17 protein-coding genes are annotated in these 20,518 nt (G+C 62.5%); 11 read left to right on the top strand and 6 right to left on the bottom strand.

Annotated features, from left to right (window positions below; translation table 11 throughout):
- Nucleotides 1–3: 3 nt before the first annotated feature.
- Complete coding sequence (ruvX, locus tag ACNQ62_RS06610) at nt 4–489, bottom strand: Holliday junction resolvase RuvX (RefSeq protein WP_037943920.1); 486 nt, start codon at nt 487–489, stop codon at nt 4–6.
- Nucleotides 486–1,712: a c-type cytochrome biogenesis protein CcmI gene (gene ccmI, locus ACNQ62_RS06605; protein WP_418094468.1), complete on the bottom strand. Its 1,227-nt coding sequence runs from the start codon at nt 1,710–1,712 to the stop codon at nt 486–488. Before ccmI ends, ruvX begins: the two co-directional genes overlap by 4 nt.
- A gap of 234 nt (nt 1,713–1,946) precedes the next feature.
- On the opposite strand from ccmI, the gene ACNQ62_RS06600 reads away from it, so the two are divergent.
- From ACNQ62_RS06600 to ACNQ62_RS06565, 8 genes are all read left to right on the top strand, one after another.
- Nucleotides 1,947–3,191: a sarcosine oxidase subunit beta family protein gene (locus tag ACNQ62_RS06600; protein WP_039912259.1), complete on the top strand. Its 1,245-nt coding sequence runs from the start codon at nt 1,947–1,949 to the stop codon at nt 3,189–3,191.
- 97 nt (nt 3,192–3,288) lie between these two features.
- Nucleotides 3,289–3,525 (top strand): hypothetical protein, encoded by a 237-nt coding sequence (locus tag ACNQ62_RS06595; protein WP_005852605.1) that lies wholly within the window; start codon nt 3,289–3,291, stop codon nt 3,523–3,525.
- A gap of 93 nt (nt 3,526–3,618) precedes the next feature.
- Complete coding sequence (locus ACNQ62_RS06590; protein WP_074635171.1) at nt 3,619–3,948, top strand: sarcosine oxidase subunit delta; 330 nt, start codon at nt 3,619–3,621, stop codon at nt 3,946–3,948.
- 79 nt (nt 3,949–4,027) lie between these two features.
- On the top strand, nt 4,028–7,045 hold the full coding sequence (locus ACNQ62_RS06585; RefSeq protein WP_418094467.1) for a sarcosine oxidase subunit alpha family protein: 3,018 nt from the start codon (nt 4,028–4,030) through the stop codon (nt 7,043–7,045).
- On the top strand, nt 7,038–7,619 hold the full coding sequence (locus ACNQ62_RS06580; protein ID WP_260001808.1) for a sarcosine oxidase subunit gamma: 582 nt from the start codon (nt 7,038–7,040) through the stop codon (nt 7,617–7,619). Before ACNQ62_RS06585 ends, ACNQ62_RS06580 begins: the two co-directional genes overlap by 8 nt.
- Nucleotides 7,620–7,814: 195 nt before the next feature.
- Nucleotides 7,815–8,414, top strand: coding sequence for a superoxide dismutase (locus ACNQ62_RS06575; protein ID WP_005852611.1), 600 nt, complete (start codon nt 7,815–7,817; stop codon nt 8,412–8,414).
- A 123-nt stretch (nt 8,415–8,537) separates the two neighbouring features.
- Nucleotides 8,538–8,777 carry a hypothetical protein gene (locus ACNQ62_RS06570; protein WP_009826641.1) on the top strand — a complete coding sequence of 80 codons (240 nt, stop codon included), beginning with the start codon at nt 8,538–8,540 and terminating at the stop codon, nt 8,775–8,777.
- Nucleotides 8,774–9,229 (top strand): host attachment family protein, encoded by a 456-nt coding sequence (locus ACNQ62_RS06565; RefSeq protein ID WP_037943926.1) that lies wholly within the window; start codon nt 8,774–8,776, stop codon nt 9,227–9,229. Before ACNQ62_RS06570 ends, ACNQ62_RS06565 begins: the two co-directional genes overlap by 4 nt.
- Nucleotides 9,230–9,491: 262 nt before the next feature.
- Here the strand turns inward: ACNQ62_RS06565 and ACNQ62_RS06560 are convergent, their stop codons facing one another.
- Nucleotides 9,492–10,046 carry a TIGR00730 family Rossman fold protein gene (locus ACNQ62_RS06560; RefSeq protein ID WP_005852616.1) on the bottom strand — a complete coding sequence of 185 codons (555 nt, stop codon included), beginning with the start codon at nt 10,044–10,046 and terminating at the stop codon, nt 9,492–9,494.
- Nucleotides 10,047–10,157: 111 nt separating this feature from the next.
- On the opposite strand from ACNQ62_RS06560, the gene ACNQ62_RS06555 reads away from it, so the two are divergent.
- On the top strand, nt 10,158–11,417 hold the full coding sequence (locus ACNQ62_RS06555) for a peptigoglycan-binding protein LysM (protein WP_418094466.1): 1,260 nt from the start codon (nt 10,158–10,160) through the stop codon (nt 11,415–11,417).
- Between the two features lie 144 nt (nt 11,418–11,561).
- Nucleotides 11,562–13,361 carry an ABCB family ABC transporter ATP-binding protein/permease gene (locus ACNQ62_RS06550; protein ID WP_418094698.1) on the top strand — a complete coding sequence of 600 codons (1,800 nt, stop codon included), beginning with the start codon at nt 11,562–11,564 and terminating at the stop codon, nt 13,359–13,361.
- Nucleotides 13,362–13,393: 32 nt separating this feature from the next.
- Here ACNQ62_RS06550 and ACNQ62_RS06545 read toward each other — a convergent pair whose 3' ends face one another.
- Nucleotides 13,394–13,852 carry a DUF302 domain-containing protein gene (locus ACNQ62_RS06545; protein WP_418094465.1) on the bottom strand — a complete coding sequence of 153 codons (459 nt, stop codon included), beginning with the start codon at nt 13,850–13,852 and terminating at the stop codon, nt 13,394–13,396.
- Nucleotides 13,853–14,088: 236 nt separating this feature from the next.
- On the opposite strand from ACNQ62_RS06545, the gene ACNQ62_RS06540 reads away from it, so the two are divergent.
- Nucleotides 14,089–15,315 (top strand): multidrug effflux MFS transporter, encoded by a 1,227-nt coding sequence (locus ACNQ62_RS06540; protein ID WP_418094464.1) that lies wholly within the window; start codon nt 14,089–14,091, stop codon nt 15,313–15,315.
- Between the two features lie 3 nt (nt 15,316–15,318).
- Here ACNQ62_RS06540 and ACNQ62_RS06535 read toward each other — a convergent pair whose 3' ends face one another.
- Complete coding sequence (locus ACNQ62_RS06535) at nt 15,319–19,161, bottom strand: efflux RND transporter permease subunit (RefSeq protein ID WP_418094463.1); 3,843 nt, start codon at nt 19,159–19,161, stop codon at nt 15,319–15,321.
- Entirely contained in the window at nt 19,158–20,408 is a 1,251-nt protein-coding gene (locus ACNQ62_RS06530; protein WP_418094462.1) for an efflux RND transporter periplasmic adaptor subunit, read from the bottom strand. Before ACNQ62_RS06530 ends, ACNQ62_RS06535 begins: the two co-directional genes overlap by 4 nt.
- Between the last annotated feature and the right edge of the window lie 110 nt (nt 20,409–20,518).

The raw sequence follows: 20,518 nt of genomic DNA, 5'->3' as shown, positions 1-20,518 counted from the left end.
GCCTCAGGCCGACGCGCCCTGCGCCTTGATCACACGCAAACGGTCCAGCACCCCTTGCAGAATATAGCCCGCAGCCACGTGGTCGATCACCTCGGCGCGGCGGCGACGCGATGTATCGGCCTCCAGCAGCGCACGTTCCGCGGCGACCGTGCTCAGCCGTTCATCCCAGAACCCGATGGGAATATCTCCCAGCCGGTCAAAGTTCCGCGCAAAGGCCCGTGTCGACTGACAGCGCGCGCCTTCCGATCCGTCCATATTGCGCGGCAAGCCCAGCACCACCCCGCCGATCCCGCGGGCGGCAATGATCTCTGACAGGCGGGCGGCATCAACCCCGAATTTCTTGCGGCGCACGGTTTCCAGCGGGGTGGCGATCGACAGAAAACTGTCGCTGACCGCAACGCCGATGGTCTTTTCCCCAAGGTCCAACCCGATCAACGCCTGCATCGGGGGCAGGGCGGCGGCAAAATCTGATATGTCGTCATAGATCATTCGGTCACCCCGGCGCGTTCGCCCGCGCGTTGAATATCATCCATCGCGGCGGGGTCATCGGCAAAGACCTCTACCGCATTCTCGTAAATCGCCCGTGCCCGTGCCGTTTCCCCCAGCACGCCAAGCGAAGAGATCAACCGCGCCCAATCCTCGACCGGCCCGCCCTGGCTGGCAAGCCGCGACGACAGGCTTTCGACCATGCCGCCGATCATCTCCATCCGTTCGGCAGGGGACATATCCTGCGCCGCGTCGATATCCTCGGCCGAGGGGCCGCGCAGCGCGCCGCTGCCAATCTCGGGCACGGTATAGTCCACACCGGCCATCGTGGCGATAGGGGTGATCTGCGCCAGGATAGGCGCGATCCACGGGGCATCCTCGGGGCCGCGGCGCAGCAACCCGTCCCACATGCGGAACGCCAGATCAGGGCGCCCGGTTTGCACCAACATCAGCCCCCAATAATACCGCGCCGTGCCGTTTTCGACATCACGGGTCAGCACCGCGCGCAACACCGCCTCGGCTTCGGGGGAGACATAGCCCCCTGCCGCCATCACCAGCAGCTCCGCATAGCCCGACACATCGTCAATCGAGGCCTCCGCCCCCTTGAGGCGCACAACCTTGCCCTGCGCGGCGGCGGCGGCGGCATAGTTGCCAACGCGCGCCTCGTTCTGGGCCAGCAGGACATGGCCCTGCACATCATCGGGCCGCGCGGCAACCGTTTCGCGCAGGCGGGTCAGCAGCGCTTCATATTCGGGGCTGAGCTCGGGTGGCAAATCGGCGGCGGGCAGCTCTGCCTCGGCGGTGGCCTGATCGGGTCGGTTGCGGCGCATGTCTTCGGCCCGCGCGATACGGTCCTGCAACGCCAGATCCCCATAGCCCGGCGCACCCAACTGCCAGTAGAGCCCAAGGCTCCCGCCCAGCAAGACCAGCGCGATCACCACGATGACGACAGGCGACGGCGTGCCACTTGCGGCGGGAACATTTTGTCCGGCAGCATCCGCGGCCAGAATACGGCGCGAGATTTCGGTGCGCACGCGGATGGCGTCGGCTTCGGGCAACACCCCGCGCGCGACATCGCGTTCAACCTCGGCCAGCTGGTCGCGATAGACCTGCACATCATGGGCGGCACCGGTTTCGGCTGGCGCGCTGGCCCCACGGGTCAGGGCACGCGCCAGCAACACGGTCACAAGGGCGGCTCCGGCGGCGGCGATGATCCAGAAACTCATAAAGATGCGGTCCAGTAATTATAGCTGCTGCACACCTAACCGCTGCGGCGACGTGACAAAAGAGGCCATATTGCTGCACCTTGTCGCGGCGGCGGCTTGGTTTTTGCCAGATTGCGGCGGATGTCGTAAAACTGTTAAGGAATGCCGCGCCGGGTATCCTCTTTTTCGCCCGAAGACCCAGAAAGAAGCCAAGCCTACGCCGCGGCGTACGAATCTTTGCCGGAGACCGCTTTCATGAAGAAATACTCAGCCTTTGCCGTCGCCCGCGAAGCCCTGCGCCATCATACCGGCTGGCAGCGGGCCTGGCGCGATGCACAGCCGAAGAAACGCTATGACGTGATCATCGTCGGGGCCGGGGGGCATGGTCTGGCGACGGCCTATTACCTGGGTAAAAACTTCGGCATCACCAATGTCGCCATTCTGGAAAAAGGCTGGCTCGGGGGCGGCAACACGGGCCGCAACACCACGATCATCCGGTCCAACTACCTGCAAGACCCCTCCGCCGCGATCTATGAAAAGGCGCGGTCGCTTTACGAGACGATGAGCCAGGATCTGAACTATAACGTCATGTTCAGCCCGCGCGGCGTGATCATGCTGGCGCAGACCCATCACGAGGTGCGTGGCTACCAGCGCACGGCCCATGCCAACGCGCTGCAGGGGGTGCAGACCGAATTCATCGGGCCCGAAAAGGTCAAGGAACTGGTGCCGATCATCAATATCGACGGGCCACGTTATCCGGTTCTGGGCGGGCTCTGGCAGCGCCGTGGCGGCACAGCACGCCATGATGCGGTGGCCTGGGGCTATGCGCGGGCCTGTTCCGACATGGGCATGGACGTGATCCAGAAATGCGAGGTCACCGGCATCCGTCAGGAAAACGGCAAGGTGACGGGCGTGTCGACCAACCGTGGCGATATCGACTGTGACAAGCTGGGCATGGTGGTCGCCGGCCACTCTGGTCATCTGGCTGATATGGCGGGCTTCCGTCTGCCCATCGAATCTGTCGCCCTGCAAGCGCTGGTCTCAGAGCCGATCAAACCCTGCATGGATGTCGTGGTCATGGCCAATACGGTGCATGGCTACATGAGCCAATCCGACAAGGGCGAGATGGTGATCGGCGGCGGGACGGATGGCTATAACAACTACACCCAACGCGGCTCTTTCCATCATATCGAGGAAACGGTACGCGCCTTGGTCGAGACCTTCCCGATGGTGTCCCGTCTCAAGATGTTGCGCCAATGGGGCGGGATTGTGGATGTGACGGGGGACCGCTCTCCGATCCTGTCCAAAACACCGGTCGAGGGCGTGTTTGTCAACTGTGGCTGGGGGACCGGCGGGTTCAAGGCGATCCCCGGCTCGGGCTGGGCCATGGCCGAGCTGATGGCCAAGGGACGGTCGCCGCTTACGGATGCCTTCGGCCTGAACCGGTTCCAAGAAGGGCGGTTCATCGACGAATCCGTGGCCGCCGGGGTGGCGCATTGATCGGCGCGCGGAAACCTGCCCGCCCTATGGGGCTGTGGAACTTTTTGCCCGTGAACGGGGTTTGCACTTCATATCAAGTTTATGAAGGACCATTTCCATGGCTACGCCTGACAACAACCAAGCGCCACACACCACCGTCAACAAAACCAGCGGCACCGGATCGGGGATCGTCATCGGCGTTCTCGTCGTTCTGGTCCTTGGCTTCGGCTTTTACTTCTTCGCCGGTGGCAACCCGATGGACGACTCCGGTGACATCAACGTCAACGTCGAAGGCGCGGCTGATGGTGCTGCCGATGCCGTCGAAGGCGCGGCCGAGGAAGCAACCGGCAACTAAGCCGCTTTCCGCTCTATCCAATATGATCAAGGCTGGCCCTCGCGCGGGGGCTGGCCTTTTTGCGTTTCAACCGACCCTAGAAAGGCGCGCCCCATGCTGACCCTGACATGCCCCAACTGCGGCATCACCGCCGAGGAAACCGAATTCCACGCGGGCGGCGAGGCGCATCTGAAACGTTTTGGTCCGGGGTCCTCTGACAGCGACTTCGAAAAATACCTCTTTATGCGGGAAAACCCCAAGGGCGTGCATTTTGAACGCTGGCGGCATGTCTATGGCTGTGGCAAATGGTTCCACGCCGCGCGCGATACCATGACGCTCGAAGTCTTCGGCACCTATACCGCCCAGACCAGCACGGTCCCGCAAGAGATCATCGACAAGATACAGGACCGTCGCCCCGATTGGCAGGCCGCCGCCGCCCCATGACCGCTGCCGTTCTTCATTTTGCCAAGAAAACTCCCGCCGGAGGCGCCCGCGCTTTCGCCCCACACCAAGGTTTGACTTCATGAGCACCAGAATTGCCACAGGCGGCCGCCTGCTGAACAAATCAAATGCTGTCGGTTTTTCGTTCAACGGAAAGCAGCTGCGCGGGTTCGAGGGCGATACCCTGGCCTCGGCCTTGCTGGCGAATGACCAGATGCTGGTGGGGCGGTCGTTCAAATACCACCGTCCGCGCGGCATCGTGGCGGCGGGCCCGGAAGAACCCAACGCGCTGGTGAACCTCGGGCAGGGCGACCGGTTCGAGCCCAACCAACGCGCCACGACCACCGATCTTTTCGACGGGCTCAAGGCGGAAAGCCAGAACCATTGGCCCAGCCTCGAGTTCGACGTTGGCGCGATCAACAAACACCTGAGCCGCTTTCTGCCCGCGGGCTTCTACTACAAGATGTTCATCCACCCGCGCCCCTTCTGGAAGCATGTCTACGAGCCGATCATCCGCCACTCTGCCGGTCTGGGCAAAGCGCCCAAGGAGACCGATGGCGATACCTATGAACATTTCCACGCCTTTTGCGATGTGCTGATCATCGGCGGCGGTGTCGCGGGGCTAGAGGCCGCGCGCACCGCGGCCCTGTCCGGTGCCAAGGTCATCGTGCTGGAACAGACCGCCCATTGGGGCGGCCGCGCGCCCGTGGATGGCGGCACGGTCGATGGCACACCCGTCGCCGATTTCATTGACGCGCTGGTGGCAGAGCTGTCGGGGATGGCAAACGTTACCCTGCGCACCCGTGTCATGGGGGCGGGAGTCTATGACCACGGCTATGTGCTGGGCTATGAACGTCTGACGGACCACGCGCCCGAGACTGCCGGACCGCGCCACCGGCTCTGGCGCATTCGCGCCGGTCATATCGTGACCGCCACCGGCGCGATTGAACGGCCTTTGTCCTTTGCTGGCAATGACATCCCGGGCGTGATGCTGGCCGCATCTGTGCGGGATTATCTGGTGAACTATGGCGTGTCGGTCGGGGATCGCACGGTGGTGGTCACCAATAATGACGACGCCTACCGCACCGCCATCGCCTTGACCGAGGCCGGTCTGACCGTGCCCGCCATTCTGGATGCCCGCGTGCTGCCGCAGGATTCCGCGCTGATGACGCGCGCCAAAGATCTGGGCATTCGCGTTATGATAGGTCATGCCGTGGCGCGGGTCACAGGCGGCAAACGCGTCACGGGCGTAGAGGTGTGCAGCCAAGCGGGCGAGGGTGCGGTGCTTGAAACCTTCCCCTGTGACGCCGTGGCCATGTCGGGCGGCTGGTCGCCGGTGGTGCATCTGTGGTCCCATTGCGGCGGCAAGCTGACCTGGGATACCGCCGGGGCCATGTTCCGCCCCGATGTGAACAATCCGCCGCTGGGGGCGGACGGGCATGGTTTTGTCACCGCTGCCGGTGCCGCGGGTGGGTTCTTTGCGCTGGATGATATCTTGCACGACGCCCATGCCGCCGCCGATGGGGTGGTCACGACGCTGGGGTTCAAGCTGCCCGCCGATGCCGTCTCGCCAAACGCCGACCGGCAAGAGGAAGCGCCGCTCGCCCCCGTCTGGATGATGCCGCAAGGCGCAAATGTGAAGCTGCGCGAGAAGACGTGGCTGGATTATCAGAACGATGTCAAAGTGTCAGACGTGCGGCTTGCCGCGCAAGAAGGCTTTGTCAGCGTCGAACACGCCAAACGCTATACCACGCTCGGCATGGCAACGGATCAAGGGAAGCTCAGCAATATCAACGGGCTGGCAACGCTGGCGGGCGCGATGGATGCGGATATTCCCGCCGTTGGGACCACCACCTTCCGCCCGCCGTACCACCCGATTTCGATGGGCGCGATCGCGGGCGAGGCGCGTGGCGATGTGTTCCAACCGATCCGCCGCACCCCGCTGCATGATTGGCACGACGCGAACGGTGCCGAATGGGAACCCGTCGGCCAATGGCGACGCCCCTATGCCTATCCGCGCAAGGGCGAAACCACCCATGACGCGGTGATGCGCGAGGTCACCAATACCCGCAGCAAACTGGGGATGCTTGATGCCTCCACCCTTGGCAAGATCATCGTCAAAGGACCGGACGCGGGGCGCTTCCTCGACATGCTGTACACCAATATGATGAGCACGCTGAAACCGGGTAAATGCCGCTATGGCCTGATGTGTTCGGAAAACGGGTTCCTGATCGACGATGGTGTCGTTGCGCGGATCGATGACGACACCTTCCTGTGCCACACAACGACGGGCGGCGCGGAAAGCATCCACCAGCATATGGAAGAATGGCTCCAGACCGAGTGGTGGGATTTCAACGTCTATGTTGCCAATGTCACCGAGCAATATGCGCAGATCGCCGTGGTCGGCCCCAACGCACGCAAATGTCTGGAAAAGCTGGGCGGCATGGATGTCAGCAAAGACGCGCTGGCCTTCATGGAGTGGGCGGACGGCACGCTGGGGGGCTTCAAGTGCCGCGTTTACCGGATCTCTTTCTCGGGCGAGCTGAGCTACGAGATCGCGGTGGATGCAGGGCAGGGACAGGCCTTCTGGGATGCGCTGATGGTGGCGGGCAATGATCTGGGCGTGATGCCCTATGGGACCGAATGTCTGCACATCCTGCGCGCCGAAAAGGGCTTTATCATGATCGGCGACGAAACCGACGGTACTGTGATCCCGCAGGATCTGGGGCTGAACTGGGCGATCTCGAAAAAGAAAGACGACTACTTGGGCAAGCGCGCGCAGCAGCGGTCCCATATGGTGGACCCGACGCGCTGGAAGCTGGTGGGGCTGGAAACAACCGACGGCAGCACCCTGCCGGACGGGGCCTATGCCGTGGGCGAGGGCGTGAACGAGAACGGCCAGCGCAATATGATCGGGCGCGTCACCTCGACCTATCATTCGCCGACCTTGGGCAAGGGGATCGCGATGGGGCTGGTGCTGAACGGGCCGGACCGCATGGGCGAGGTGATCGATTTCCCCGGGACCGACGGCAAGACCTATCAGGCGAAAATCGTCGATCCGGTGTTCTATGACAAAGAAGGGGCCAAGCAAAATGTCTGAGGCGGTAAGCGCATTGAAAGCGGCGGAATTCACCGGCGGCATTGCCGAGGTGACCCTGATGGACCCGATTGGCATGATCTCTGTCCGCGGGGATCTGGGGGCGGGCTATATGAAGAAGGCGCTGAAAAAAGCCGTTGGCCTGGGCCTTCCCGATACACGCAGTGTCCAGATCAACGGGGATCGCGGTGTCGCGTGGATGTCACCGGACGAGCTGTTGTTGCTCTGCCCCTACGATCAGGTCAGCGACACCATCGACATGCTGACCAAATGCTTTGGCAGCAATCACACGTTGGCGGTCAATGTATCCGATGCGCGGGCGGTGTTTCGCATCAGCGGGGCGCACAGCCGCGATGTGCTGGCCAAGCTCGCCCCCGTGGATCTGTCGCCAGACAGTTTCACCCCCGGCATGATCCGCCGCACGCGGCTGGCGCAGGTGCCGGCGGCGTTCTGGATCGAGGACGGCGACAGCTTCCGTCTGGTTTGCTTCCGCTCGGTCGCGCAATATGTGTTTGATCTGCTTAAAACCGCGGCACAGCCCGGGTCCGCCCCCGAATATTATAGCACCGCGCGGTAAGCCGCTGGTCAGGGGCAGGGCGGCGGACTGGCGGGAACATTCGCCCCAGCCAGCCGTTTTACCCTTAAGCGGGTGACGATAGAAGCGCCCCGTCGGCTGTGCCGGTTTCCCCCTTGCGGGTCGATCAGCACTTGACCTTATGACGGGACGGGCTTCATGTGACCCAGACGCAATTCAATAACGGAGGCTTTTCTCATGGCTTTTACTCTTCCTGATCTTCCCTATGCCCACGATGCGCTTGCATCCAAAGGTATGTCCAAGGAAACGCTGGAATATCACCACGATAAGCACCACAACGCCTATGTGACCAACGGCAACAAAGCCATTGAAGGCACCGAGTGGGAAGGCAAGACCCTCGAGGAAATCATCAAGGGCACCTACAACCCTGACGCGGTTGCGCAAAGCGGTATCTTCAACAACATCAGCCAGCTGTGGAACCACAACCAGTTCTGGGAAATGATGTCCCCCGAAGACAGCAAAATGCCGTCCGAGCTGGAAAAAGCGATCACCGAAAGCTTTGGCTCTGTCGATAAGTTCAAGGATGAATTCAAGGCAGCCGGTGGCGGTCAGTTCGGCTCCGGTTGGGCGTGGCTGGTCAAGGACACCGACGGTGGCCTGAAAGTGACCAAGACCGAAAACGGCGTGAACCCTGTCTGCTTTGGTCAGACCGCACTGCTGGGCTGCGACGTTTGGGAACACTCCTACTACATCGATTTCCGCAACGCGCGCCCCGACTACCTGTCGAACTTCCTCGACAATCTGGTCAACTGGGACAATGTCGCGTCGCGCATGTAATCGCGATATGATGGGTTAAGGCATCGCGCCAACCTGTTGAAATATTTATGTGAAAGGCCCTGCAGCATTCCGCTGTGGGGCCTTTTCTTGTGGAACCGCGGGCGTGATTGGGGCGTTTTACCCATGAACCCACAAGATGAGAAGGAGACCACGATGGCAGAGCGTCACAGATCGAAGGACGGCGTCAAGGAAACCGACAAATACATCAGCGAAGCCGATGATATTGACCATCAGGGCCGCTCGGGCGGCGGGCTGCAACGCGATGTCGGCACACAAGACGAAGAGAAACAGGTGGTCGACAAACCCGGCGCTGACACCCGCGTCACTGGCGAAGACAAACGCAACCACGGAGAAGACGCATGACCAAGATTGAAAATGGCACTTGGGTGCTGATCGCAGACGGTGAAAAAGCGCTGTTCATGGTGAATGAAACCGACGGAGAGGATCCGTTCCTGCAGGTCTTCCGCGAGGAAGAGCAGGACAACCCGCCCAACCGCGATCAGGCCGCCAATCGTCGTGGACGCTTCAACGATGGCCCGTCCGTGCACCGCTCGGCTGTGGACGACACCGACTGGCACCAGCTGTCCAAGGACCGCTTTGCCAGCGAGCTGGCGGATATCCTGTACAAACAGGCGCATAAGGGCAGGTTTGACAAGATCATTCTGGTCGCACCGCCGAACACTCTGGGCGAGTTGCGTCACGAGATGCACAAAGAGGTCGCAGACAAGGTCGTGGGCGAAATCCCCAAGACGCTGACGAACCACCCCATCGAAGAGATCGAGAATATCGTGAAATCGACGCTTGAAACAGCGTGATGATGTGGCCGCATAGCAACAGTTGAATTCTGGCTATGCGGCCGGATCTATAGGTCTTGGGGTTGCCGCAGGGCGGTGATTTGAAAGGGCATCCAACCGTGGGTGCCCTTTGCTGTATCGCGCGTCCTCGCGGCGAACAGGGAGTATGGCGTCGGCCGTTTTCACCTACCGCCCATAACACTCCTGATCCTGCTTCGCCGCCGGTCAACCCGTTGTCGCGCAGGCGCTTTCTGCACTACCGCGCGAGCTGCCATGCGTACCTCTATGCGGTCAGGCTGCGGCGCAGAACGTCCAGCGCGCCGTCAACGTCATCGACCGTATCCACATAGCCAAGCAGGCTTTCTTCGGCAAAGCCGCGGGCGACGACATGATCCAGAAGCGCTGTGAGTGGATCCCAGTAACCATTTGTATTCAATAGGATTACCGGTTTCTGATGTAGCCCCAACTGGCGCCAGGTCAGCACTTCGAAGAGCTCGTCCAGTGATCCGGCACCGCCGGGCAGGACCACCACGGCATCGCAGTTCATGAACATCACCTTTTTGCGTTCATGCATGGTTTCGGTCACGACATAGGTGGTCAGATCGGTCTTTCCGACCTCCCATTTCACCAGATGATCGGGGATCACGCCAAAGGTCGTGCCGCCCGCCGTTTGTGCTGCGCGTGCAACGGTGCCCATCAGCCCCACGTCCCCCGCGCCATAGACCAGCCGCCAGTCGTTCTGCGCCAAAGCGCGCCCCAAAGCGTCGGCTTGTGCGGTATATTCGGGGTCATCACCGGGGCGCGAGCCGCAGTAAACACATACGGATTTCTGGATCATAAACGGGGGTCCTTTTTGCGAATATGCACATGGCATGCAGCTGCATTTTGACCCGTGATAGCCTGCTTGGTACAAGTCCTCAATGTGGGGAAGTTCAAAGGGATGAACGGGATGTCGGTGTTTCAAACGCGGGGTGCTCAGTTTGCGGGCGCCGCGCTGGTCGTGGCGGTTGCCGTTGCGGGATATATCTGGTCGCAAGATGCGGGTCCCGTCGTGCCGGATACGGCGAAAGACACTGCCGCCCAGCCGAAACCCGCGGCCCAGCCCCCCGCGCAGACCGCCACCGCACCCCAAGACACCAAGGCCGCCGCCACCGTTCCCCCTGCGCCGCAAACGCCTGACCCTGCCGCATCGCCCGCCACCCCCAGCTTTGACGAGGTGCGCCGCGAGGGGGACGGGATGACCGTGATCGCAGGCCGCGCAGCACCAGGGGCCCGCGTCAGCGTCATCAGCAACGGGGCAGAGGTCGCCAGCGCGCAGGCCGATCGCTCTGGCAAATTCGCCACGCTTGCCATTTTGCCGCCCGATGGCAGCGGCAAGATCCTGAGCCTGAGCGCGGATGCCGAAACAGGCCCTGTCGCCTCGGTCGAGGAAGTCATCTTGGCCCCGATCACCGCGCCTGCCGTGGCGCAGGTGGCGCTGGCGGAACCAGCAGACGTATCCATAGACACCACATCAGAGGCCACATCAGAGGCCGCGCCAGACGACACGGCCCCTGAAGCAGCCTCCGCTCCGGTCGCGGAACCGCTGGGGGAAGCACCCGAGAACAGCGCCCCCGAGATGACCGAGGTCGCCGCCGTGACGCCGCAGCCCGATCCCGCGCCCCCCACAGAAGATACCCCCGTCGCCCTGTTGAAATCCGACGCCGACGGGGTGGAATTGTTGCACGGCACCGCGCCCGAGGTGACCGACCGCATCGCGCTTGACACGATCACCTATTCCGATGAGGGCGAGGTCCGGCTGGCGGGGCGCGCACAGGCGCAGGCGTCTTCCGTGCGGGTCTATCTGGACAACCGCAGCGTCGGCGCGCTTGAGGTGGACCCCCAAGGCCGTTGGCGTGGCGATATCGAGGATATCAAGACCGGCATCTACACCCTGCGCGTGGATGAGCTGGATCAGGGCGGCGACGTGATCAGCCGCGTCGAAACCCCGTTCAAACGTGAATCCCCCGAGGTGCTGGCCCGTGCCACCGCAGACAACGACGGCCCGATCAAGGCGGTGACCGTGCAGGAAGGGGCCACGCTTTGGGCCATCGCGCGCGAACGCTATGGTGACCCGACGCTTTATGTGCGCGTCTTTGCCGCCAACCGCTCATCAATCCGCGATCCCGATCTGATCTACCCCGGTCAGGTCTTTGATCTGCCCGATTGACGAGCGGCTATGCAGACAGATGAAACTGCTGCACTGGCATGATCCGGCTGACGGCCCTATGTAAGGGGCAACCACACAGGATCGTTCATGTCAGCCGATAGCCCGCGCACTGCCAGCCAGCCCAAACCCGCCACCCAATATCCCATGACAGAAGAGGAGATCGCCCAAGCTGCAGAGCGGCAGTCGAACCTGCTTGTCCTGCGCAAGGTGGCTCCGTACCTGTGGCCCGACGATATGCCTTGGGTCAAGAAACGCGTGGTCTGGGCGCTGATCTTCTTGGTGGTGTCCAAGCTGATTTCTGTTGTTATTCCCGTACTTTACAAAGACGCGGTGGATGCTCTCGCGAATGAGGGCGTGCCGTTTCTGGCGCTTGGCGCGGTGGGGCTGACGATCGCCTATGGTATGGCCCGCGCGATGAACGTGGGCTTTCAACAGCTGCGTGACGCGGTCTTTGCCCGTGTCGGCCAGCGCGCCCTGCGGATGCTTGCGCTGGAGACGTTCGAGCATATTCACAAGCTGTCGATGCGCTATCACATCACGCGCAAGACCGGCGGGCTGAGCCGGATCATCGAACGTGGGGTCAAGGGTGTCGAATTCCTGCTGCGCTTCTTGCTCTTCTCCATCGGGCCGCTGGTTCTGGAGCTGCTGCTGGTCGGCATCATCCTGACCGTGCTGTTTGACGCGTGGTATCTACTGATCGTGACGGTCACCATCGGGCTTTACGTCTGGTTTACCTTCGCGGTGACCGAGTGGCGCGTGAAGCTGCGCCGCCAGATGAACGACCGCGACACAGATGCCAACCAAAAGGCTATCGACAGCCTGCTGAACTATGAAACCGTCAAGTATTTCGTCGCCGAACAGCGCGAGGCGCAGCGTTATGACGCGGCGATGGCAGGCTATGAAGAGGCGGCGATCAAGACGAACTACTCGCTTGCCTTCCTGAACTTCGGCCAGTCGTTGCTGATCACCTGCGGGTTGGTCGGCGTGATGATCCTGGCAGCTATCGGGGTGCAGAACGGTGATCTTACCGTGGGGGATTTCGTCATGGTCAACGCCTATATGGTGCAGTTGACCGTGCCGCTGAACTTCCTTGGCACCGTCTATCGCGAAATCCGTCAGGCGCTGGTCGATATGGGGCAGATGTTCACGTTGCTGGATCAACCGGCCGAAATCTCGGACAAGCCTGATGCCCCTGCGCTGCAAGTCTCCGGCGGGCGTGTCACGCTGGACAATGTGCGCTTTGGCTATGACGACGACCGAGAGATCCTCAAGGGCGTGTCGATCGAAGCCGCCCCGGGAGAAATGGTGGCGATTGTCGGCTCTACCGGATCGGGGAAATCCACCATCGGGCGTTTGCTGTTCCGGTTCTATGATGTGCAGGGCGGTGCCGTGCGCGTGGACGGGCAAGATGTGCGCGATGTGACCCAAGACAGCCTGCACCGCGCGATTGGCGTGGTGCCTCAGGATACCGTGCTGTTCAATGATACCATCGGCTATAACATCGCCTATGGCCGCGATAACGCCACGCAAGAAGACATCGAAGCGGCAGCAAAATCGGCGCAGATCCACGACTTTATCCAGCGTTTGCCCCACGGATATGAAACCGCTGTGGGTGAACGCGGGCTGAAACTGTCGGGGGGGGAAAAGCAGCGTGTCGGTATCGCGCGGACCCTGCTGAAAAACCCGCCGATCCTGCTGCTGGACGAAGCAACAAGCGCGCTGGACAGCGAGACGGAGCACGAGATTCAGGATGCCCTGCGTCAGGCGGGCAAGGGGCGCACGGTGCTGACCATCGCGCACCGCCTGTCCACCGTGGCCGAGGCGGACCGTATCGTCGTGCTGGAGCAAGGCGAGGTGGTCGAGCAGGGCACCCATGACGATCTGCTGGCACGCAACGGGCGTTACGCGCAACTGTGGCAACGCCAGCAATCCGAGGGCGAATAGCTGGCGCCACAAAGGTTTGGTCGGCGCGGGGGTTATTCCTCCGCGATGGCCTTATCGGTGAGCTTGTCCAGCGCGCCGGTCATTTTGGTCAGATACTCCGCGTCATCGGGCAACCCGTGGTCTGCGGCCAATGTGGCGGGGTCGTGGTAGCTGACATGCACCATGCCGCTGTCATCGGCATAGGCCAGCACGCGCATGGGCAGGTCCAGACCGGCGGTCTGACCATCCAGCATCGCAGGCGTGCCCAGCTTGGGGTTGCCAAAGATCAGCAGCGTGGTCGGGCGCAGCTCCATATCCACTTTGGTCGCCCCTTCGGCGTGGTGCACGCGGGCAAAGACCGTGGCACCGGCTTCGGTCACGGCTGCTTCCAGACGGTCGATTGTGTCGGGCACGGAATGGGGGCTCATCTTGGTGATGATCTCGGCGGCGGCGGGCAGGGCGGCCAGCGTCGTGAGGGCGAGCGTTGTCGCGGCGAGTGTCTTGCGGATCATGAGGTCTCTCCTTCGGTTTGCGCGGCCCGCGGGGCCACGGCTTCCCTCTGGAACCTAGTACGTCTTGCCCCATGAACGAGCAAAATTCGATCAACAAGCAGTGAATTGCCGGTATATGCATACAAACAACATGGTGCATTCTTGCCGTCGGGTGCATATGTGCTAGCTCAGCGCTGGCCGAGCGCCACGACGCGCGGCACCCCCACAGCCCTGCCCATAAATTTGAAGGACTACCCATGCCTGCCGGAATGTTCCGTACCGCCCTTATTCTTGGCTCTATCTGTGTGACAGGTCCTTTTGCCATCGACATGTATCTGCCTGCCTTACCCGCGATCGAAGAGGCGCTGGATGTCTCTGTCTCGGCGGCCCAGATCACACTGGTCGCCTATTTCCTCGCCTACGGCGTGTCGCAGCTGGTCTATGGGCCGCTGTCCGACCAGATCGGGCGCAAAAAGACCCTTGCCATCGGGATGAGCATTTTCTGCGTCGGCGCGGTGATATGTGCTGTGGCCCCCGACATCGAGACGCTGTTGCTGGGGCGTCTGGTGCAGGGCATCGGCGGGGCGACGGTGATGGTCATTCCCCGTGCCATTGTGCGCGATATGTACACCGGAGCGCAGGCGACGCGGTTGATGTCGTCGATCATGCTGGTGATCTCGGTCTCGCCCATGCTGGCCCCTTTAGCGGGCAGCGCGGTGGTCAGCTTTGGCAGCTGGCGCGAGATTTTCCTCGCCCTCGCGATCCTTGCGGCGGCGACGTTGACGATGGCGCAGATCGCGCTGCCCGAGACGCTGACCGCAGACAAACGCCGCAAGGTCAATCTGCGCGAGCTGTCGCGCAGCTGTGGTATCCTGTTCCGCGATCCGGTGTTCGTCGGCCTGACCTTTATTGCGGGTTTCGGCATGGCGAGCTTCTTCTTGTTCATCTCCAGCGCGTCCTTCGTCTACACCGGTCAATTCGGGCTGACCCCGACCGAGTTCTCGCTGGCCTTCGCCTTTAACGCGGTGGGGTTCTTTATCGCCACGCAGGCGGCGGGGCGTCTGGCGGATATGTGGGGGCTTGCCACGCTGATCGGGCGCGGTGTCACCGGCTTTGCCGTCTGCTCTGCGCTGTTGACGGGCGTAGTGCTGGCCGGTTTCGGCACGCTGCCGGTGCTGTTGATCGGGCTGTTTCTGGCCTATTCCTTTCTGGGGGTCGTTGTGCCGTCGGCGATGGTCGCGGCACTTGATGCGCATGGGCGGCGCGCGGGTATGGCGTCCTCGCTGAGTGGGAGCCTGACAATGCTGACGGGGGCCTTTTGCATCGCTGCGACGACGCCGTTCTTTGACGGCACCGCCGTGCCCATGGTGGTGAGCATCGCGCTGTGTGGTGTGGCCGCATTGGGGCTGGTGATCTTTACCATGCCCAAGCTGCGCCAGCAGCAAGAGGCCGCGGCGGCCGACCAGATGCCCGCCGCGGCCTAAGGGTCATTCCGCCGGTGGGGTATGGGCCGGCGGTCCGGTGTCCTCCCACTGGATCACGGTTGTTTGCAGCCTGCGTGCGTCGCGCGCCAGCGCCCAGTCCTGCGCGGATTTGCTGGCGCGCCCCAGCGACATCTTGGCCAGCAGCCGCGCGATCCAGCGGGCGTAGGTGGTGGCCCACACGCGGATCGCCAGCATGGACGGGGTGACCAGCAGCGTCAGCACCGTCGCGATGCCCAGACCAAAGACCACCGCCGTTGCCAGCTGTTTCCACCACAGCGCCGTGGGGCTGTCGATGGTGTAGCCGCCATTGGCAAAGTCGAGGCTCAGCCCGAACATCATCGGCGCAAGCCCAGCCATCGTGGTGATGGTGGTCAGCAGTACGGGGCGGATACGGGCCTGCGCCGTGCGAATGATCGCCTCGATCCGCGGCATGTACTGGCTGAACTCCTGATAGGTATCGATCAGGATGATGTTATTGTTCACCACGATCCCCGCCAGCGCCACGATCCCCGTGCCCGTCATGATGATCGAAAACGTCTGATCCATCACCAACATGCCAATCAACACGCCCGTGGTCGATAGCACCACCGCCAGCAGCACCAGCACCGAGTTGTAGATGCTGTTGAACTGCGCCAGCAGGATGATGAACATCAACCCCAGTGCCGCGGTAAAGGCCGAGGACAAGAACGCCTGACTTTCGGCCTGATCCTCTTGGTCGCCGGTCCATTCATAGCTGACGCCCGCGGGCAGGGGCCGGGTTTCCAGCCATTTGGTCAGCTCCGCAATCCGTTCGTTGGCATTGATCGGGATCATGCGCAGGGTGCCATTGTCCAGCTCTTGTTGTAGATCGACGCCTTGGGCGGCATTGGTCCGGTTGGTGATCTTGAAGGCCGCGCCCTCGGGCCCCGTGATATCGCCCGCGTCCCCCGCAGGGCGCATCGTAGCGAGGGTGATTGTCGTCTCGCCCGCCTGTTCTGTGTCCGCCTGTGCCGTGCCCGCTTGCGCGGTGTCTTGGGAGGCATCCACCGTGCGCACCAGTTTGACCAGCCCGGGGAAGACATCGGCCTTCACATCAAGATAGCGTTTCTGGTCGATCCGGTTGATCTCTGCCAGCTTGGGCACGGGGGTGCGGGTGATGAAGTTCGACAGCGGCACCAGCCCATCCACCGTGCGCACCTTCAGCGTGTCCAGCGTGCTGAGCACACGGTCTTCTTGCGGCAGGCGCACCCTGATCTCGATCTCTTCGTCCGAACTGTCGACCCGCATCGTGTCCAGCAGCAGCCCGCGGGTGACCAGCTGTACCATTGCGCCGACGGTGACCACATCAGCCCCGTATTGCCCCGCCTTGGCGACATCCACGTCGATCTGCCAGTCGATGCCGGGCAGGGGACGGGTGTCTTCGATCAGGGTCAGGCCTGGGGTTTTCTCGAAGGTGTCACGGGCCTGTGCCGTCGCGGCGATCAGGTCCGTGAAACTGTCGGATTTCAGACGCAGATGCACCGGCTTGCCCGACGCAGGGCCGCGCGCCTGTGCAAGGATTTCGATCTTGATGCCGGGGATCGCGCTCAGCGCTTCCGTGAGCTCTGCGATCACGATGTCGCCGTCGAGTTCCGGGCGCAGGGCGCGGTCTTCCCACGGGATGGTTTCAAGCTGCACCTGACCGATGCTGTCCTTGGGGGCCTGCGCCCCGCCGGTATTGCTGTCGAGCCCGCCTTCACCGGCAAAGGCAAAGGCGGTAGAGACACCGGGATGCGCCAGCACAATCGCCTCCGCCTGCTGCATGATCGCGTCTTTTTCCGCCAGCGACAGGTTGCCCCGGGCCAGCACATAGACGATCGCCTGCTCGGGTTCGGATTCGACAAAAAATTCCACGCCTTTGCTGTTGTTGCCAAAGAAGATCATCGTGGTGCCAACAAAGACAAAGACGACCCCCGCGACCACCAGCGGCATCACCGGATTGCCCGCGATAAAGGCAATGAGCCGCCCGAAGGCTGATCGACGGTAGCCGGCCTTGATCACGGTGGGCTCTTTGCGGAACAGCCGTGATGTGACCCAGCGGCCCCCGCGGCCCATGCGGGTGAACAGCGCGAAAAAGCTGGTCAGCCCCAAAAGTACGCCCGATATCGCCACCGCCACCAGCGCGCAGAGCACCGCGATGCAGATAAAGACCACGGCAAAGACCGGAATGACCGAGCCAAGGATATCCAGCCCGTCCATGCCCGCGAACTGCGCCGAGATCACGGCAAACAGCGGCTGCATCAGCGCCAGCGGCAGGGCGATCATCGCGGCGACAATGGGAAACAGCAGCAGATGCAGATAGAACCGCAGTTTGGCGATGGCAGTCATGTTCTGCGCCATCCAGCGTTCCAGCCGTCCGGTGACGCCGCCCATGACGGGTAGATAGATCAGCGCCACCACCAGCGAGGCGGAGAGCACAAAGATCAGCGTGACCGGCAACATGCCCATGAACTCCCCCGGGACGCCGGGCCAGAACAGCATGGGCAGGAACGCGCAAAGCGTGGTCGCGGTGGACGAGATGATGGGCCAGAACATGCGTTTGGCGGCCTCGACATAGGCGGCCATGGGGCCTTCGCCCTGTTGCTGACGCGCGTCGGCATATTCCACCACAACAATCGCGCCATCCACCAGCATCCCCACCGCAAGGATCAGCCCGAACATCACGATGTTCGAGATGGAGATCCCCATCAGCGCGAGAAAGGCAAAACACAGCAGGAACGACGTGGGAATCGCAAAGCCCACCAGCAGGGCCGCACGGATCCCCAGGGCGGCAAGCACCACGATCATCACCAGCGCAATCGCGGTAAAGACCGACCCCAGAAGCTGCTGCACCATACTGTCGACAATGCGGCTTTGGTCGTTCGAGGTGCCAAGCGTGACAGCGGCTTTCAGCCCCTCTGGCCAGGCGGCGCTTTGGCCGGCGACGATCTCTTTCACCTGGGTGGAGGTGTCGATCAGGTTATAGCCCTTGCGTTTGACCACCTGCAGCGCCAGCGTCTTTTCCCCGTTGAACCGTGCGGTGCCTTCGCGGTCTTCAAAGGTCAGGTTGATGGTCGCCAGATCGCCCAGTGTCACCACGCGGTCGCCGTTAGTCTTGACCGGCAGCGCATAGACATCGCGCGGTTCATCAAAGGAGGACGGGATCTTGACCGAGAAACTGCCCTGATCCGACTGCACTTCGCCCGCGGCAATCAGCTGGTTGTTATTCTGCACCACATTGATCAGCTCGCCCGCGGTCACGTCATAGGCTTCCAGCCGCAAGGGATCGATCAGCACCTCAAGCATCTCGTCACGGTCGCCCGCCAACCCTGCTTCAAGCACCGCATCCACGCTTTCCAGCGCGTCCTGCAGATCACGCGCGACGCGGGCCATGGTACGTTCGGGCACGGGGCCGGTCAGGTTGACGATGATGATGGGGAATTCGGAAAAGTTGATCTCTGTGATCGAATATTTCTCGTAGCCTTCGGGGAATTTGGATTCCGCCGTGCTCATCGCGTCGCGCACGTCGGCCATGATCTTGGACTTGTCCCAGCCGAATTCGAATTCCAGCGCGACACCGGCGTAGTTTTCGGCGGCGGTGCCGGTCATGGTCTTCAGGCCGTCCAGATCGGAAAGCTCCGTCTCCATCGGTTTGACCAGCAGGGTTTCGCTATCCGCGGCAGAGATGCCCGGAAACTGGACCGAGACGAAAAGCGCGGGGATCTCGATGTCAGGCTCGCCCTCTTTGGGCAGGGTGGAATAAGCATAGCCCCCCACCACGAGGCTCAGCAGGATAAACGCCATGACCATACGGGCACGGCCCGCGGCCCAATCGACCATGCCGCTCATTCCGGGGCCTCGTCGCGGAAGGTCGGGGTCACGGTCACGCCAGCGGTGACATATTCCTGCCCCAGAACGATGACATCTGCCTGTTCAGGCAGGCCGGTGACCCAGATGCCTTCGGGCGTGTCGCGCACAAGTGTGACTGCGGCGAAATCAACGGTATTCTCGGCGTCGATCAGACGCACGCCAAGGGTGCCGTCATCATTCAGCGTCAGGGCCGATTGCGGCAGCAGATGCGCCTCGACCCCGGCCGAGGCGATGGCGATTTCGGCGGTCTGGCCGTCGCGGATGCTCAGATCGGGGTTGGGCACCTCGATTTCCACCTGAAAGGTGCGCGTCGTCGGATCGGAGGCGCGCGAGATAAAGGTGACGGTGCCTGCGATCTCGCGGTCGCCCGCGGCCAGCCGCGCCTGCGCCTGCGCGCCAAGGCTGACGCGGTCAACCTCGGTCTCGGGGACAAAGCCCACCAGTTTGATCGGATCAAGCTGGATCACCTGCGCACAAAGCGATCCGGTTTGCAGCAGGCTGCCAAGCTCTGCGGTGTCGCTTTCCAGCAGCCCTTCGAACGGCGCGGTGAGGGTCAGCCGGTCAATCTCGGCCTGGGTGCTGGCGACGGCGGCCTCCGCAGCCTCAATGCCGGAATGTGCCGCATTCAGCCCCGCCTCAGCAGAGCTGAGTGCGGCGCGCGCGGCGGCGACAGCTGCTTCGGCGGTGGCCAGCGTGGTCTGCGACGAAAACCCGCCTTCGCCCAGTTTTTGTGCCGCGTTCAGCTTGATCAGGGTTTCATCCAGACGGGCCTGCGCCTCGGCCACGCGGGCCTGTGCCTCCGGGACGCGGGATTGTGCTTCGTTGCGGCGGGCTTGCGCCTCTGCCTGTTGCGCGCCACGGGTGCCGGGGTCCAGCTCGCACAGCACATCGCCCGCTTTCACGGTCGCGCCCTTGCGCAGCGGGGCCGATACCACAACGGCTGAGGTCTCCGCCTTGACCGCCACCTGCCGCGCCGCCGTGGTCTGACCGCGCACGATCACGGCAGAGGCGAGCGGTGCCGCCGCGCTGCGCTGCACCACGACCTTCACGCGCGCGGGCTCTGCCACATCGGACGGGGACGCGGTATCGGTGCTGTCGGCATCCACCGCAGGGGCAGGAGGTTGCGCGGCCCCCTGTGCCAGCCCCAACAGGGCGTCACGTTCGAAAATTGCCATATACATCAGGGCGGAAACGGCGATGGCCGCCAGAAGGGGGAAGATGCGCATTCGGGCCTCGGTTCAGTGAAACGCGGGCTTTGCGGCACCGCAGTATGTCGTATGCTATAGGGCCAAATGCTTAAGCGAATAAAACTGAACTGCATAGTTCACTATTGAAA

The sequence above is a fragment of the Sulfitobacter sp. SBS6 genome (genome assembly GCF_048285585.1).
GTDB classification, from domain to species: Bacteria; Pseudomonadota; Alphaproteobacteria; order Rhodobacterales; family Rhodobacteraceae; genus Sulfitobacter; species Sulfitobacter pontiacus.
This window is presented reverse-complemented; position numbering and strand designations above follow the sequence as displayed.

What these genes read in the sequence shown, in the direction of transcription:
- ruvX (WP_037943920.1), bottom strand. Translation starts at nt 489, where the DNA reads ATGATCTATGACGACATATCAGATTTTGCCGCCGCCCTGCCCCCGATG.
- ccmI (WP_418094468.1), bottom strand. Translation starts at nt 1,712, where the DNA reads ATGAGTTTCTGGATCATCGCCGCCGCCGGAGCCGCCCTTGTGACCGTG.
- ACNQ62_RS06600 (WP_039912259.1), top strand. Translation starts at nt 1,947, where the DNA reads ATGAAGAAATACTCAGCCTTTGCCGTCGCCCGCGAAGCCCTGCGCCAT.
- ACNQ62_RS06595 (WP_005852605.1), top strand. Translation starts at nt 3,289, where the DNA reads ATGGCTACGCCTGACAACAACCAAGCGCCACACACCACCGTCAACAAA.
- ACNQ62_RS06590 (WP_074635171.1), top strand. Translation starts at nt 3,619, where the DNA reads ATGCTGACCCTGACATGCCCCAACTGCGGCATCACCGCCGAGGAAACC.
- ACNQ62_RS06585 (WP_418094467.1), top strand. Translation starts at nt 4,028, where the DNA reads ATGAGCACCAGAATTGCCACAGGCGGCCGCCTGCTGAACAAATCAAAT.
- ACNQ62_RS06580 (WP_260001808.1), top strand. Translation starts at nt 7,038, where the DNA reads ATGTCTGAGGCGGTAAGCGCATTGAAAGCGGCGGAATTCACCGGCGGC.
- ACNQ62_RS06575 (WP_005852611.1), top strand. Translation starts at nt 7,815, where the DNA reads ATGGCTTTTACTCTTCCTGATCTTCCCTATGCCCACGATGCGCTTGCA.
- ACNQ62_RS06570 (WP_009826641.1), top strand. Translation starts at nt 8,538, where the DNA reads ATGAACCCACAAGATGAGAAGGAGACCACGATGGCAGAGCGTCACAGA.
- ACNQ62_RS06565 (WP_037943926.1), top strand. Translation starts at nt 8,774, where the DNA reads ATGACCAAGATTGAAAATGGCACTTGGGTGCTGATCGCAGACGGTGAA.
- ACNQ62_RS06560 (WP_005852616.1), bottom strand. Translation starts at nt 10,046, where the DNA reads ATGATCCAGAAATCCGTATGTGTTTACTGCGGCTCGCGCCCCGGTGAT.
- ACNQ62_RS06555 (WP_418094466.1), top strand. Translation starts at nt 10,158, where the DNA reads ATGTCGGTGTTTCAAACGCGGGGTGCTCAGTTTGCGGGCGCCGCGCTG.
- ACNQ62_RS06550 (WP_418094698.1), top strand. Translation starts at nt 11,562, where the DNA reads ATGACAGAAGAGGAGATCGCCCAAGCTGCAGAGCGGCAGTCGAACCTG.
- ACNQ62_RS06545 (WP_418094465.1), bottom strand. Translation starts at nt 13,852, where the DNA reads ATGATCCGCAAGACACTCGCCGCGACAACGCTCGCCCTCACGACGCTG.
- ACNQ62_RS06540 (WP_418094464.1), top strand. Translation starts at nt 14,089, where the DNA reads ATGCCTGCCGGAATGTTCCGTACCGCCCTTATTCTTGGCTCTATCTGT.
- ACNQ62_RS06535 (WP_418094463.1), bottom strand. Translation starts at nt 19,161, where the DNA reads ATGAGCGGCATGGTCGATTGGGCCGCGGGCCGTGCCCGTATGGTCATG.
- ACNQ62_RS06530 (WP_418094462.1), bottom strand. Translation starts at nt 20,408, where the DNA reads ATGCGCATCTTCCCCCTTCTGGCGGCCATCGCCGTTTCCGCCCTGATG.